Genomic DNA, 15008 nt, shown 5'->3' with positions numbered 1-15008 from the left:
ATGAAACATCTATATATCCTAATATCTTCGTTGGTATTAGTAGCCTGCGGAAATTCAGAAAAAAACAATGAAACGGTAAACACAGAAACTATCAACCACGACGATATTGTGGTAACCCAATCGCAATTTGATAGCGAAAGCATGCAAATGGGAAGCCTAGAACCCTATGATTTTAACACAAGCATAAGAGCAACTGGTAGTATTGATGTTCCTCCAAAAAACAAAGCGGTTATTAGCACGTTTATTGGCGGTTACATCACAAAAACACCCCTATTGATAGGCGACCAAGTTAAAAAAGGACAAGTTTTAGTATCGCTTGAAAACCCAGAATTTGTGGAACTACAACAACAGTACCTTGAAGTTGCTGAAAAACTCACGTATTTAAAAGCCGAATACAGCCGACAAAAAACATTATTTGATGAAAACATTACCTCTCAAAAAAACTTTTTGCAGGCCGAGAGTGTTTACAAAAGCAGCTTGGCCCACTACAACGGTTTGCGTAAAAAACTTAATATGCTCAATATTAATCCGAGTAAAGTAGAAAAAGGGAATATAACAGAAACCATTAATCTGTATTCGCCCATAGACGGTTCCATAAGCAAAGTAAACATAAGTAATGGTATGCCCGTTTCTCCGGCCGACGTTATTATGGAAATTGTTGATACCGACCATATTCATCTGGAATTATCGGTTTTTGAAAAGGATATTTTAAACATAAAAAAGGGGCAAAAAATTCTATTTAAAATCCCTGAAGCCACTAACAAAACATTTAAAGCCGAGGTGCATTTAGTAGGCACTAACATTGATGAGAATTCTAGAACAGTAAAAGTGCACGGACATATTTTAAACGAGGCCGAAGCCAATTTTATAGTGGGTATGTTTGTAGAGGCCAACATTTTAACAGAATCCAGAAAAAGATCTGGAATTCCAAAAGAAGCCATTCATGAAAACGACGGCAATAACTTTGCTTTGGTTTTAAAGAAAAAAAAGAACGATGGGTTCTACTTTGAAAAGGTAAAACTGGAACTTGGCGCACAAACCGAAACACATATCGAGGTTATAAATCCTGAGGTTCTAAAAGGAAAGCAGGTTTTAACACGAGGCGGATTTATGCTTTTAAACGGAGGAGGAGGCCATTCGCATTAACAAAATGGCTAAAGCGATGCCTCATCGAGGGTTTTAAAAACCGAGATGATGCTTTTTACTGCTGCTATATAAAACTGCGGATGTATATTTTCAAAATCGTCTGTTGGCTCATGGTAATCTTTATGGTCTTCCACGCCAAAATACAGAAAGGGGATTTGTTTTTTGTAAAAGTTGGCGTGGTCTGATGCAAAGGTCCAGTTATCTAAACCATCGGAACCATCATGTCCCGTAATCAGCTTTAGTTCTTTAGGGTAATCGACACTTTTAACCAAGTTCTTTAACCTTACGTTTTCTGAAGTCCCAACTACAAACAACTCATTTTTATCGCTTCGGCTTATCATGTCCATGTTCATATTGAGCACTATATTCTTTAGGGGAACAACTGGGTGTTCAACAAAATACTTCGAGCCTTGCAGACCTAACTCCTCGCCATCAAAAGCCGCTAGGATTACAGAATGCTTTGGGCGATTTTCCTTTAAATATTCGGCAAAAGCAAACAATGCGCTAATACCCGATGCATTATCATCAGCACCGTTGTATATTTTGCCTTGCTTAATACCTTCGTGATCGTAGTGAGCGCTTATTACAATATACTTTTTTGGAAATGTACTCCCTTTTATAAGCCCCAAAATATTTGTGGCATTGTAACCTTTTCGTTTGTTTACAAAGTAAAATGGCTGTACATAACCCTCGGTTAAAGGTAAAACCTTCAAACTATAAAATTGGTTGACGATATATTTTTTGGCACCGATGGCGCCTTTTGTGCCCGTTCGCCTACCCTCAAAAGCATCAGCAGATAAACTTTTAATATGTCTTAAAAGCTGTTTTTCGGTAAAGCAATCAGCTCTTTTAGTAGCTGTTTGAGCTATGCCTGTGTAAACAAACAGGCTAGCAACAAAGGCGATATAAAATTGTATTTTCATTATTAAAATTCGGCCTCTAAAGCTAAATAAAAAAACAATAGCACCGCACTAATTATAAAATTTTGCGAAACAGGATATGTATAATTATGTATGACCTGAATTACTATGTTTGCTGTTTACGAAAGAGATTAAGCATAAAAAAGGTCAAAATGTTAACATTCTGACCTTTTTTATAGATTAATAGCAAACCTTTAAAAATCCCCTAGTTTAAAAAAAGCTCTTACCTTATTTAAGGCCCATTATATCGAGTCTTAATTTAAACTTTATGTTGTAATCCAACTAAATAATTTTAATTGGAAGAAGCATAGCAACGTTCAAATTTCAGAATTTTTTATAAGATAAAATTGTAAAAAATCGTCAAAAATAACATTTAACCCTAGTTAAGGTCTCCAAATTCAATTGGATATAAATATCACAAGGCTTTTACTTTGAGGGGATATATCTTCCTAATGCTTCGTGTAACATTTTGTAATTATCCCCAAAATAATCGGAAGGTTTTATTCCTGCAAAACGCTTAAAATCACGAATAAAATGACTTTGATCGTAGTACATAAACTCAAAAGCCAACTCATTTAACTTAGGCTCTGGTCCATTAAGTTTATGAAAAAAGTTGGAAAACCTCACTAATCTTAAATATAAAGCAGGAGTCATTCCAACATACATTTTAAAATAACGAGCCAATGTGCTTGTAGAACAGCCACAAACGCCTACTAAATCGCTTAGCACAAGTTTGCCCTGACTAGTATGTATGTTTTTTAACACTGTTTGCAGAGGATAAAAATAAGTATCTTCTAAATGTTCATTAAAAAAGTTCCTAACTAAAGGTACTACTTGTTTCGAAGTTAAGTGTTCTTCCAGTTTGGTTTCTAACCCCGCCAATGCCTCGGGGTTAAACAACTCGGATAGCGATAAAAAATCACGCTGAAAATTACTCGCCGACCTTCCCGTTAGTTCGTAAAAACCTGCTGGAGCGAGGCGTAACACAATATAGAAGCCTCCTTCCTTGATTGAATAAAAAAAATGATGGTCTCGTGCTGGCTTAATATACATTTTGGGCGGTGAAATTACTTTTCCTTTGGGTGACATCAAACGCATATCACCAAAATCGAAAACCATATAACTGTGGTCGAAGGCAAATAGGTGCTGCATTGTTGCCGCAGATTTATGACTTACGACAGTACAGGCACCAAAAATGGCATCTTCTACTATTTGAAGGTCTACAATTGGGGTATTCATTTTAATAAGGTATTAAAATTTTCCCATTTTTAAATTATTTTAACATAAGTCTTCTTAAGTATCTTAGCATAAAAAAACCCAGACTTTTCAATCTGGGCTTTATAATAAATATGTATAGTTTAATCTTATAAGACGATTAAAACTCTGCTTTCATTAACTCTCTGTTCATGCGCGCGATATTATCTAAAGAAATTCCTTTAGGACATTCCACCTCACAAGCTCCAGTATTGGTACAATTACCAAAACCTTCTAGATCCATTTGCTCTACCATATTGCGTACACGGTCGGCGGCTTCAACTTGTCCTTGTGGCAACAAAGCATATTGCGACACCTTAGCTCCAACAAAAAGCATGGCACTGGAATTTTTACAAGTGGCCACACAAGCGCCACAACCTATACAGGTTGCTGCATCCATGGCCTCATCGGCAGCATGCTTTGAGATTGGAATAGCATTGGCATCTTGAGTATTTCCTGAAGTATTTACAGAAATGTATCCACCAGCTTGCTGAATACGCTCGAACGCCGTTCTATCAACCACTAAATCTTTAACCACTGGAAATGCTGCTGCTCTCCATGGCTCTATGGTAATGGTATCGCCATCTTTAAACATGCGCATGTGCAATTGACATGTTGTTACACCACGATCTGGCCCATGGGCTTCACCGTTAATGTACATAGAGCACATACCGCAAATACCTTCGCGGCAATCGTGATCGAATGCTACGGGTTCTTCACCAGAACTTACCAGTTGCTCATTCAAAACATCCATCATTTCTAAAAAAGACATATGTTCTGAAATATCAGTTACTTTATAATCGACCATTTGACCCTTTGCATTTGAGTCTTTTTGTCTCCAAATTTTAAGTGTTAAATTCATGTTTTTTTAGTTTTTGGTTGTTAGTTGCTCGTTGTTAGTTTTTATCCAAAAACTAATAACTGACAACCATCAACTATTTGTACGAACGTTGCTTTAGTTCAATATCCTTAAACTCTAATTGTTCTTTATGTAAAACGGCATCTGCTGGCTCTCCTTTGTATTCCCATGCCGCTACAAAAGCAAAATCTTTATCATTACGTTTTGCTTCTCCTTTTTGCTCACCGTCAAGCTCTACCGATTCTTCACGGAAATGCCCTCCGCAAGATTCTTCACGCATTAAGGCATCTTTAGCAAAAAGCTCACCTAATTCTAGGAAATCGGCCACTCGACCGGCTTTTTCCAATTCAGGATTCATTTCGTTAGCGGTTCCAGGTACTTTTACGTCTTTCCAAAACTCTTCACGAATTTGCTTAATTTCGGCCATAGCCTCTTTTAAACCTTTTTCGTTACGCGCCATACCTACTTTGTCCCACATTACTTTTCCTAAACGTTTGTGAAAGTGGTCTACAGATTTTGTTCCATTGTTATTTACAAAGAAATCTATTCTCTCTTTTACAGCTTTTTCAGCTTCATCAAATTCTTTGGTATTGGTAGATATTTTTCCAGTTCTAATATCGTTGGCCAAATAATCACCAATAGTGTATGGCAACACAAAATAGCCATCGGCCAAACCTTGCATTAGGGCTGATGCGCCAAGTCTGTTTGCTCCGTGGTCTGAGAAGTTAGCCTCTCCAATACAGTAGCATCCAGGAATGGTTGTCATTAAATTGTAATCAACCCAAACTCCACCCATGGTATAGTGTGTGGCAGGGTAAATCATCATAGGTGTTTTGTATGGGTTTTCGTCAACGATTTTCTCATACATCTGGAACAAGTTTCCATACTTAGCCTCAACAATTTTTTCTCCCAGTTGGATAATCTTTTCTTTTGAAGGGTTGGTGATATTATGAATTTTAGCTTGCTCTTTTCCATAGCGTTCAATAGCTGAAGCAAAATCCAAATAAACTGCTTCGCCAGTAGCATTAACACCATAACCGGCATCGCAACGTTCTTTAGCTGCTCGCGATGCTACATCGCGAGGTACTAAGTTACCAAAAGCTGGATAACGTCTTTCTAAGTAGTAATCTCTTTCATCTTCAGACAAATCGGTAGGTTTCTTTCTACCATCACGAATGGCCTTTACATCGTCCATATTTTTAGGCACCCAAATACGTCCGTCGTTACGCAACGACTCAGACATCAATGTCAATTTAGACTGGTAATCTCCAGACCGCGGTATGCATGTAGGGTGAATTTGCGTATAGCAGGGATTAGCAAAATAGGCTCCTTTTTTGTGTATTTTCCAAGCAGCCGTCACATTACTTCCCATGGCGTTGGTTGATAGGAAATATACATTTCCGTAACCCCCAGAGGCTACAACAACCGCATGCGCCGAGTGCCTTTCTATTTCGCCTGTAATTAAGTTACGTGCAATAATACCTCTTGCCTTACCATCAACTTTAACAACATCTAGCATTTCGTGGCGGTTGAACATTTCAATCTTACCACGTGCTATCTGGCGGTTCATCGCCGAATACGCTCCTAACAGCAATTGCTGCCCCGTTTGCCCTTTGGCATAAAATGTTCTTGAAACCAATACACCACCAAACGAACGGTTATCTAACAATCCACCGTAATCTCTTGCAAAAGGAACGCCTTGCGCCACACATTGATCGATAATATTAGCAGACACCTCGGCCAAACGGTAAACGTTGGCCTCACGAGAGCGATAATCGCCTCCTTTTACGGTATCGTAAAATAATCGGTATGTAGAATCGCCATCGCCTTGATAGTTTTTGGCTGCATTAATACCGCCTTGAGCTGCAATGGAGTGCGCTCTTCTTGGTGAATCTTGGTAAGCAAATGCTTTTACATTATAGCCCAACTCAGCTAATGTTGCTGCTGCTGACCCTCCTGCTAAACCAGTACCAACAACTATAACATCAATATGCCTTTTGTTTGCTGGGTTAACAAGGTTAATTTTATTTTTATAATCTGTCCATTTATCTTTAATTGGACCTTTTGGTACTTTTGAATCTAAAGCCATTTTTTTTAATATTAATGGTTAAAGTAATGAACTACGGCAATTATTATAAACCCTAGCGGAATGATAATAGAATATGCCTTGCCTATGTTTTGCATTGTTTTTTTGCGACCAGCTGAAGATCCCATGGACTGAAATGCAGAAGTAAACCCGTGAGCTAGGTGCAACCCTAACAAAATAAAAGCTAAAACATAAGCACCTACCCTAAGCGGATTTTGAAATTTGGCCACTAATTCGTGGTAATACCTGTAGCCTCCATCGTGCATACCAGACATATCTCCTAAAACATACTTAGTATTTATCTCTGGAATCCAAAAATCGATAAAGTGAAGTACAATAAAAGCAAGGATAACAAGCCCACTGTAAATCATGTTTCTACTCATCCAAGTAGAATTGGCAGCGCCATTATTTTTCACATAAGCTACTTGTCTTGCTTTTTTGTTTTTAATTTCAAGCACAAATCCCATAACAAAATGGAACACAACACCAAAAATTAAAACAGGTTGTAAAGCAAACTGCACTAAAGGGTTTGTTCCCATAAAGTGCGACATTTCGTTAAACAAGTCTTCACTAAAAAGTGACATAATGTTAACGGCTAAATGTATAATTAAGAAAAACATAAGGAAGAAAGCAGAAAGCGCCATGGCTACTTTTCTTCCTATCGAAGATTTAAAAAATCCGCTCATTTTAATAAAGTTAGTTATTTATTGCAAATGTAGGTTAGCAACGTCTTTTAGGCAAATAAGAACACGTAGTTTTTATTATTTAGAATGGTTTTAAAATAAATAAAACCCACTAAAAACTATGCTTTTTAGGGCACTTGTTTTGGCTGGTTTGGATTTTCACTAATCTAAAACAATTCTTTTTCCAACTACGGTATTATTCGAAATAATGTTTAGTAAGTAAACCCCTTTTGATATATGGCTTAGATTAACACTTTTCACTCTTGGAGCATTAGACATATCAATATTCAATACCGTTCTCCCACTTAAATCGTAGAGCACTGCATTTTCCAAAGGTATTGACGTGCTATTTTCTATATACAATATATCACTAACAGGATTAGGATAAACACGCAACTCATTTACAAAAACCTCCTCTTGCACCCTCAAGCTGCAACCGCTTCCAGAATAATCTGTCATTAAAGTTTGACCGCACATTTGCGTTGTTGTACTATAGTTCTGGATAATTCCTGCGGCCGTTTCATTGTTTCCGCTTAAAAACCGCTGCGTTTCACTATTTGAAATGGCATAGTGCATAACATCGTTGGTATTAATAACATGCCCTAATTGATGCCCATGCCCCAATTCATGTAAAGCTACACTTTCAAAATCATATTGCTCAAAAGCTGGCAAACCTGTGCCAAAATACCAACTTTCTTGTGCTCCCGTATCAGGGTCGTCAATATTGCTATTAAACACGAGGTCCAATTCGGCAACAACATCTCTTGTATCTCCACAAGAACCAGTGGTTGTACGACATTCACCTAAAACACCTTCATCCAAAGGGTCGTTGTTATCAAAAAGAACAACATTATTGTTATCCATACCGCCAGTATTTATAGATGTTGTAGAACCAATATTCCAATTAATACCAGTTTCACATCGCCAAGTGTTAAAGGCTCTTAAAAACGCTTCTTTTGCCATTGTATTTGCATCAAAAGCTGTATTCATCCTCCAAGTTATACCCGTACCATTAACCCCCATGTGCTGTATCAAAACCGCAATACCTGAATGAACATTATTGGTTAAGGCATATGAGACCAATAGTTCATCACCTGACGAAACCACTGATGCACCATTATTATCTGTGACCCTGATAGAACCGGTGCCAGCACGTGAAGGCACCTTAACCACAATTTTATCGTCAGACCACGAAAGTATTTGAGAATCGAGCGCCATTATGTAAGTATCGCCGCCATCATCGGCATTTTTAAACTCAACGGCTCCTTTGGTTGCCCCAAAACCACTACCCGCAATCGTTAAAGGGTCTTCACTACCGGCACTTACCATTGCTGGACTGAACCCCGATATTGAAGGCGCCATTGCCCTTTTATTCTGTAGATTGGCAACTTTAACTTCAACATTGAAGGACGCCAATTCCCTGTACGGCTTTCCAGTAATTTTTGTTATCTGGTTATATAGACCTCCTGAAATATTTTTCTTTCTCACAAACGGATTGACCGCAGAATTGTTTAAAAGATCATACTTATAAAACCCCTGTAAAGAGCTAAAGGGCTTATACTTTTTTAAATTGGAATCAGCCTTAAATGATAGCACATTGTTATTATCGTAGAGCGTGAACACCCCGATTTCGCCTTCTCTTAAGCTCAAACTAGGCGTTACCGTCTGGCTAATGTCGCCCACGGTCCCTCCGGGCGTAATAACTTCAATCTGTAAATTTGTTTTGCCCTTAAATACCTTGTAAACCTCAACGGTATTGACGGTCATTATCCTATTTTTTTCGGCATTCCAAACCGCCTTTTTTGCTACCACTTTACCTTCAATAACTAAACTCGCATTGTTTACCTGTCGCTCCAAAGGCATCTCTCGAAGCATACCCTGTGCATAAACACCACTTCCCACAAACAAGCATAATGCCACCAAAAAAAATGGCCGTAAGATTAATTTATTTTTCACGCAATGAATATTTTTTGAAAATAGACTTTGTATTTTGCTCCTTACCAAATATAGGGAAATATAACGAGGTTTTATTTAATTTTGCTACATTTAAAGAACTCATAACATTCGAAAAAATACATTTTAATGAAATATACTCCAATTGATAGTTCACTTTTTATAAAAAACAGAAAAAAATTCGCTAAACAAATGAAGCCCAAAAGTTTGGCCATTTTCAATTCTAATGATATTTACCCTATTAGCGCAGACAGTACCATGCCATTTCAGCAGCATCGTGATATTTTTTATTTGAGCGGTGTAGATCAAGAAGAAAGTGTTCTGATTATTTTTCCCGATTGCCCTAAAGAAAAACACAGAGAGATTTTATTTCTAAAGGAAACCAATGAACATATTGCCGTTTGGGAAGGTGAAAAACTAACCAAAGAAAAAGCCTTTGAAACCAGTGGCATCAAAACGGTGTATTGGTTGCAGGACATGGAGAAGATTCTTTTTGAAATCATGACTCAATGCGACACGGTTTACATAAACACCAACGAGCATTACAGGGCCAACACAGAAGTTGAAACCCGCGAAGCCCGTTTTACAAAATGGCTAAAAGCAAAATTTCCGGCCCATAGCGTAGCAAAAAGCAATCCTATTTTACAAAAATTACGATCTGTAAAAGAAGATATTGAAATCGACCTGATGAAGCAGGCCTGTGACATAACCGAAAAAGGCTTTCGTCGTGTTTTGGACTTTGTAAAACCAGGCGTTTGGGAGTACGAAATTGAAGCCGAACTTATGCATGAGTTTTTACGAAACCGATCTAAAGGGTTTGCATACACTCCCATAATAGCTTCGGGCAATAACGCCAATGTGTTGCATTACGTTGAAAACAACCAACAATGCAAATCAGGCGACTTGATTTTATTTGACACCGCAGCCGAATACGCCAATTATTCTAGTGATTTAAGCCGAACTATACCTGCTTCTGGAAAGTATTCCGAAAGACAAAAAGCGGTTTATAATGCTGTTTTAAGGGTGAAAAATGAAGCCACAAAAATGCTCGTTCCAGGGACAATTTGGGCGGACTACCATGTTGAAGTTGGCAAACTAATGACTAGCGAACTGCTCGGTTTAGGTCTTCTCGACAAAGCAGATGTACAAAACGAAAACCCCGATTGGCCGGCCTACAAGAAATACTTTATGCACGGCACGTCGCACCATATTGGATTGGACACCCACGACTATGGTATTTTAACCGACCCCATGGAAGCCAATATGGTTTTTACCGTTGAACCTGGCATCTACATTCCAGATGAAAGCTTTGGCATTAGGCTAGAAGACGATGTCGTGATTCAAGAAAGCGGTGAGCCCGTTAATTTGATGAAAAATATACCCATTGAAGTTGAAGAAATTGAAGAGCTTATGAATGCTTAATAAAAAACAAAGGGCCGTCAGTTGACGGCCCTTTTTCGCTAAAATACTAATATCGTAATTTAAAGAGTGACTAATTCAAATAAATAATTGTTTAGTTTTTGTAGCGTGTTTATTTTATCTTTTGAGTCAATCAACAGCGATATATTGTTTTTACTACCGCCATATGAAATCATTCTAATTTTTACATCCTGTAAAATCTGAAACAATCTGTAAGTATCTTGATGGTTAACCACAGAGTGCCCTACCAAACAGACAATACTTTGGTTTTTATCGACTTCAATCATCGCTATTTTGTCTAATTCAAGTAAAATAGCATCCAGGTTCTTATCGTCATCAATAGTTAAAGAAACCGCAACCTCCGATGTCGTAATCATATCAATTGAGGTTTTATGCGTTTCAAAAATCTCAAAAACCCTTTTTAGGAAACCGTGGGCCTGAAGCATTCGTGCTGACTTAATTTTAATAGCCGTAATACCATCTTTAGCGGCAATGGCTTTAATGCCATTTTCGGTAGTGGCACTCGAAATTAAAGTACCGTGCGCACCTGGATCCATGGTGTTTTTTAACCTAACAGGTATATGGTCTACTCTTACTGGCGTTACCGTTTGCGGATGCAATATTTTGGCTCCAAAATAGGCAAGCTCGGCAGCTTCATCGAACGATAAATTCGAGATTGGATTAGTGTTCTCTACATAACGCGGATCGTTATTGTGCATCCCATCAATATCGGTCCAAATCTGAACTTCTTCGGCCTTAATCGCCGCCCCTATTATGGTTGCTGTATAATCGCTACCACCTCTTTGGAGGTTGGATATATCGTTATTATCATCTAAACAAATAAAGCCTTGCGTGATATAAATTTCAGCATCTTCAGTGCTGTTAAATACAACGGCAAGCTTATCCTTAATGTAATCAATATTAGGCTCTTTATAGGCATCTATTCTCATAAAATCCAATGCCGGTAATAAGGCAGAACTTAAACCTTCTTGTTTTAAAAACGCATTGAACATATAAGTTGAAAGCAATTCGCCCTGAGCCACAATTTTATTTTCTAAGACTTCTGAAAAGGTTTGCCCCACACTTTCAGTCAATACATCAAACACTCCAGAAACATATGCCTTAACATCAGCGTTCAAATTGGCATTAGCCAATAAATCATCTATTGTTTTACTGTATTTTATTTGAAGTTCGTTTATTATGTTTTCAGCTTCAACAGCATTTCCATTTTTTATCGCTTCAGCAATAGCCACCAAATGATTTGTGGTTCCAGACATAGCAGAAAGCACCACAATCTTCTTATCGCCATCGTTAATAATACTTTTGACGTTAGCCATATTTTCAACCGAACCAACCGAGGTTCCACCAAACTTTAATACTTTCATTTTCATTAATTTGTGGTGCAAAACTATAATTCATTTGCATACCATCGATGTTTATTAAAAAAATTGTTTATTTTTACACATAATGTTAAATATTTAACACTTAGTTTTAATCATGAAAACGGTATCAAATTGTGTTGAAGACATATTAATTGCTCAACCTTATTTGGAAGAAGCCCTTTCCAGAAATATTATAAATTTTAGCGCATTAGCGATAGAACTTACCGAACCTATTAGCAAAATGCTGAAAAAAGAGGTAAAACCCGGCGCTATTATGATGGCGCTTAGGCGATACAACCCACCACCTTCGTTATCAAATTCGGTAAAAATGAAACGTGTTATCCAGAATTTAGGCGACATTACGGTACGCTCGAACCTTACCGATTTTACCGTTAAAAATTCTGAAACCATTATTGATAACCATGCTAAAATTTTAGAACGTATTAACCAAGAATCAAAACTTTTTTACACCTTTACCCGCGGCATACACGAAAGCAATATTATTGTTTCCAGCAGCTTAAACGAGTTTATAAAAGACTCCCTTAAAAACGAACGGTTTTTGGCTGTTCAAGATGGCCTATCGGCCATTAGCATTAATTTACCGCAAGACAACTCGAAAATTGCAGGGCTCTATTATCACTTTTTTAAACGCTTGGCCTGGGAGGGCGTTGTGCTTTACGAAGTACTTTCAACGACCAACGAGTTTACTATTTTGGTAGAAGATGAGTTTGTCGACAAAGCATTTACCGCCATTAAAAAGGTGAAATCTTAGCTTTTTTATCAGCTTGATTTTATCTTTGCATCAGATAATTTCAACATGATTCTAGAATACAAAGGCTCCAACATTTATTACACCGATATCGGAAAAGGTAAAGCCCTTGTTTTACTGCACGGCTTTTTAGAAAACTCCAACATGTGGCTTCCGTTTTTGGAAGAGCTTTCCAAAAAAAATCGGGTAATTTGTATCGATTTACTGGGCCATGGCAAAACAGAATGCCTAGGCTACGTGCATACCATGGAACTCATGGCAGAAGCCGTGGGTGCAGTTCTTAAAACGTTACGAATTCGCAAATCCACCATTATTGGCCATTCTATGGGAGGTTATGTAGCACTCGCTTTCGCGGAAAAAAACCCAGATGCTTTAAGGGGACTTTGTTTGATGAATTCTACAGCTAGGGCTGATTCTGACGAAAAAAAGAAAAACAGAGACCGTGCCATTTTGGCCGTGAAGCAAAACCATAAAACCTTTATAAGATTGGCGATTGCCAATTTATTTAGACCTAAAAACAGAAAGTTGTTTCGCGAAACCATAAAACAAATCACCAAAGAAGCGCAACAAACACCATTACAAGGTATAGTTGCTGCTCTAGAGGGTATGAAAATTAGGGAAGATCGTGAGGCACTGCTGCATTTTACACCATTTAAAAAAATGCTTATTCTGGGCAGAAGAGACCCCGTATTAGATTACGAGGCTTTGATGAGCCAAACACAAAATGCCGAAGTAGAAATTGTAGAATTTCCCGACGGACATATGAGTCATATTGAAAACAAGGACAAATTCCTACTTAACATAATGCATTTCATCGAAAATATATAGCGTTTTATCGTGTTTTTGATTTTTTTGTTTAAATTTAACCTGTTAAATCGAATGAACATGAAAAAATCTACTAACAAACCTACACTCATACCGAGAATGTATTGCAACCTTTTTGGGCACGATTATCAGGTAACAAAAAAGGTAACGTACCATGTAAAGGAGTACACCTGCAGATACTGCAAAAAAGAATTGACCACAAACAGCAATGGCAATTTAATTGAACTTACACCAAAATTTAGGGAAATTAACAGTATCCTAGAACGAATTTACCACGCTCGAACCGAACGTTTAAAGAAAAAAACGCTCGCTTCGTCGATCTATTAACCGCATTATTAACATTTCGATTGCTTTTTAATAATTTAATGCTCTCTCTAAAAATTAAATTAATATGCAAAAAAAATGAGAAGCATTCAATGTAAAGTATTTGGGCACGACATTATAGTAACCAAACAAGTAACCTACCACGTTAAAGAATACAAATGCAAAGTCTGCAATAAAGAATTCACAACAAACAGCAACGGCCGTTTAACAGTACTTACTCCTAAATTCAAAGAAATTAATGAGGTTTTAGAGCGTGTTCACAACAAACGCCTTATGCGATCCTTTAGCGAACAAGACCTAATAAAACCAGAAGATTTACTGGTTTTTAAGCATTAAAGTTTTTCCATCCCTGAGCCTGTATTGGAATTTTGGTGTCCGCCCGAGTTATGAGATGCATACCTTCCTGCGCTTCTTTCATATAACCAATAACCGTTAAATTAGGATTGGCCTTTATTTTATTGTAATCGTCTTGTGAAATGGTAAACAACAACTCATAATCCTCACCACCATTTAAGGCTACGGTTGTACTATCAATATCAAATTCTTCACAAGCAGATATTACCTGAGGGTCAAGAGGTATTTTTGCTTCATACAAATCGCAACCCACCTTACTCTGTTTGCACAAATGGATAATTTCAGAAGAAAGCCCATCACTCAAATCAATCATAGATGTAGGCTTAACATTCAAATCTTCTAACAATTTAATAATATCCTTTCTGGCCTCCGGCTTAAGTTGCCGCTCTATTATATAGCTGTAAGGTTCTAAATCGGGCTGGTTGTTTGGATTCACTTTATAGACTTCTTTTTCGCGTTCCAGAACCTGCAACCCCATGTAAGCGGCACCAACATCTCCTGTTACTACCAACAAATCGTTAGGCTTTGCCCCACTCCTGTAAACTTCAGTCTTAGGTTCAACTGTTCCTATTGCAGTCACCGATATCATTAAACCCGTTGTAGACGACGTAGTGTCGCCACCAATCAAATCAATGTTATAGATAGAAACAGCCATTTCAATGCCTGCATATAATTCCTCCAAGGCTTCTACCGGGAACCTATTAGAAACAGCGACTGAAACCGTTACCTGCGTCGCCTTGGCATTCATGGCATACACATCAGACAAATTAGCAATTATCGCCTTATACCCCAAGTGTTTAAGAGGCATATAACTCAAATCGAAATGCACACCTTCTACCAACAAATCGGTTGTAACAATAGCATTATTGTTTTCAAATTGCAATACCGCCGCATCGTCTCCAATACCTTTTATAGTCGATTTGTGTTTTATTTTGAAATTTTTGGTCAAATGGTCTATCAGTCCAAATTCGCCATATTCACTTAAAGGGGTCCGTGATTGATTTTTGTCTTCTATCATGGTGCAAAAATAAGAA

General features: G+C 37.7%; 14 protein-coding genes. 6 read left to right on the top strand and 8 right to left on the bottom strand.

Going from position 1 to position 15008, the window contains the following annotated elements; all coding sequences use genetic code 11:
• A complete protein-coding gene (locus GSB9_02417; GenBank protein UKM65846.1) occupies positions 1-1146 on the top strand; it encodes an efflux RND transporter periplasmic adaptor subunit in 1146 nt (381 codons plus the stop codon).
• 8 nt (positions 1147-1154) lie between these two features.
• Here the strand turns inward: GSB9_02417 and GSB9_02416 are convergent, their stop codons facing one another.
• The 6 genes from GSB9_02416 to GSB9_02411 form a co-directional block, all read right to left on the bottom strand.
• Positions 1155-2069 (bottom strand): M28 family peptidase, encoded by a 915-nt coding sequence (locus GSB9_02416; GenBank protein ID UKM65845.1) that lies wholly within the window; start codon positions 2067-2069, stop codon positions 1155-1157.
• Between the two features lie 423 nt (positions 2070-2492).
• A complete protein-coding gene (locus tag GSB9_02415; protein ID UKM65844.1) occupies positions 2493-3305 on the bottom strand; it encodes an AraC family transcriptional regulator in 813 nt (270 codons plus the stop codon).
• Positions 3306-3441: 136 nt separating this feature from the next.
• Positions 3442-4182, bottom strand: a complete 741-nt coding sequence (locus GSB9_02414; protein UKM65843.1) for a succinate dehydrogenase/fumarate reductase iron-sulfur subunit — start codon at positions 4180-4182, stop codon at positions 3442-3444.
• 73 nt (positions 4183-4255) lie between these two features.
• Positions 4256-6268 carry a fumarate reductase/succinate dehydrogenase flavoprotein subunit gene (locus GSB9_02413; protein UKM65842.1) on the bottom strand — a complete coding sequence of 671 codons (2013 nt, stop codon included), beginning with the start codon at positions 6266-6268 and terminating at the stop codon, positions 4256-4258.
• Between the two features lie 11 nt (positions 6269-6279).
• The gene (locus GSB9_02412; GenBank protein ID UKM65841.1) at positions 6280-6951 is read right to left on the bottom strand and encodes a succinate dehydrogenase cytochrome b subunit; all 672 of its coding nucleotides are present in this window, start codon (positions 6949-6951) and stop codon (positions 6280-6282) included.
• 159 nt (positions 6952-7110) lie between these two features.
• The gene (locus tag GSB9_02411) at positions 7111-8904 is read right to left on the bottom strand and encodes a T9SS type A sorting domain-containing protein (GenBank protein UKM65840.1); all 1794 of its coding nucleotides are present in this window, start codon (positions 8902-8904) and stop codon (positions 7111-7113) included.
• A gap of 126 nt (positions 8905-9030) precedes the next feature.
• Between GSB9_02411 and GSB9_02410 the strand changes: the two genes are divergently transcribed.
• Complete coding sequence (locus tag GSB9_02410; GenBank protein UKM65839.1) at positions 9031-10323, top strand: aminopeptidase P family protein; 1293 nt, start codon at positions 9031-9033, stop codon at positions 10321-10323.
• Positions 10324-10382: 59 nt separating this feature from the next.
• Here the strand turns inward: GSB9_02410 and GSB9_02409 are convergent, their stop codons facing one another.
• The gene (locus GSB9_02409; GenBank protein UKM65838.1) at positions 10383-11705 is read right to left on the bottom strand and encodes an aspartate kinase; all 1323 of its coding nucleotides are present in this window, start codon (positions 11703-11705) and stop codon (positions 10383-10385) included.
• Positions 11706-11817: 112 nt separating this feature from the next.
• On the opposite strand from GSB9_02409, the gene GSB9_02408 reads away from it, so the two are divergent.
• From GSB9_02408 to GSB9_02405, 4 genes are all read left to right on the top strand, one after another.
• Complete coding sequence (locus GSB9_02408) at positions 11818-12474, top strand: hypothetical protein (GenBank protein UKM65837.1); 657 nt, start codon at positions 11818-11820, stop codon at positions 12472-12474.
• A 45-nt stretch (positions 12475-12519) separates the two neighbouring features.
• Positions 12520-13299, top strand: coding sequence for an alpha/beta hydrolase (locus tag GSB9_02407; protein ID UKM65836.1), 780 nt, complete (start codon positions 12520-12522; stop codon positions 13297-13299).
• 57 nt (positions 13300-13356) lie between these two features.
• A complete protein-coding gene (locus GSB9_02406; protein ID UKM65835.1) occupies positions 13357-13623 on the top strand; it encodes a hypothetical protein in 267 nt (88 codons plus the stop codon).
• 75 nt (positions 13624-13698) lie between these two features.
• Complete coding sequence (locus tag GSB9_02405; protein UKM65834.1) at positions 13699-13956, top strand: hypothetical protein; 258 nt, start codon at positions 13699-13701, stop codon at positions 13954-13956.
• On the opposite strand, the gene thiL is transcribed toward GSB9_02405, so the two are convergent.
• On the bottom strand, positions 13946-14992 hold the full coding sequence (thiL, locus tag GSB9_02404; protein ID UKM65833.1) for a thiamine-phosphate kinase: 1047 nt from the start codon (positions 14990-14992) through the stop codon (positions 13946-13948). The two genes, GSB9_02405 and thiL, sit on opposite strands and share 11 nt — an antisense overlap.
• Positions 14993-15008 lie beyond the last annotated feature (16 nt).

It is taken from the genome of Flavobacteriaceae bacterium GSB9 (assembly GCA_022749295.1).
Classification (GTDB): Bacteria; Bacteroidota; Bacteroidia; order Flavobacteriales; family Flavobacteriaceae; genus Flavisericum.
This window is presented reverse-complemented; position numbering and strand designations above follow the sequence as displayed.

What these genes read in the sequence shown, in the direction of transcription:
- GSB9_02417 (UKM65846.1), top strand. Translation starts at nt 1, where the DNA reads ATGAAACATCTATATATCCTAATATCTTCGTTGGTATTAGTAGCCTGC.
- GSB9_02416 (UKM65845.1), bottom strand. Translation starts at nt 2,069, where the DNA reads ATGAAAATACAATTTTATATCGCCTTTGTTGCTAGCCTGTTTGTTTAC.
- GSB9_02415 (UKM65844.1), bottom strand. Translation starts at nt 3,305, where the DNA reads ATGAATACCCCAATTGTAGACCTTCAAATAGTAGAAGATGCCATTTTT.
- GSB9_02414 (UKM65843.1), bottom strand. Translation starts at nt 4,182, where the DNA reads ATGAATTTAACACTTAAAATTTGGAGACAAAAAGACTCAAATGCAAAG.
- GSB9_02413 (UKM65842.1), bottom strand. Translation starts at nt 6,268, where the DNA reads ATGGCTTTAGATTCAAAAGTACCAAAAGGTCCAATTAAAGATAAATGG.
- GSB9_02412 (UKM65841.1), bottom strand. Translation starts at nt 6,951, where the DNA reads ATGAGCGGATTTTTTAAATCTTCGATAGGAAGAAAAGTAGCCATGGCG.
- GSB9_02410 (UKM65839.1), top strand. Translation starts at nt 9,031, where the DNA reads ATGAAATATACTCCAATTGATAGTTCACTTTTTATAAAAAACAGAAAA.
- GSB9_02409 (UKM65838.1), bottom strand. Translation starts at nt 11,705, where the DNA reads ATGAAAGTATTAAAGTTTGGTGGAACCTCGGTTGGTTCGGTTGAAAAT.
- GSB9_02408 (UKM65837.1), top strand. Translation starts at nt 11,818, where the DNA reads ATGAAAACGGTATCAAATTGTGTTGAAGACATATTAATTGCTCAACCT.
- GSB9_02407 (UKM65836.1), top strand. Translation starts at nt 12,520, where the DNA reads ATGATTCTAGAATACAAAGGCTCCAACATTTATTACACCGATATCGGA.
- GSB9_02406 (UKM65835.1), top strand. Translation starts at nt 13,357, where the DNA reads ATGAAAAAATCTACTAACAAACCTACACTCATACCGAGAATGTATTGC.
- GSB9_02405 (UKM65834.1), top strand. Translation starts at nt 13,699, where the DNA reads ATGAGAAGCATTCAATGTAAAGTATTTGGGCACGACATTATAGTAACC.
- thiL (UKM65833.1), bottom strand. Translation starts at nt 14,992, where the DNA reads ATGATAGAAGACAAAAATCAATCACGGACCCCTTTAAGTGAATATGGC.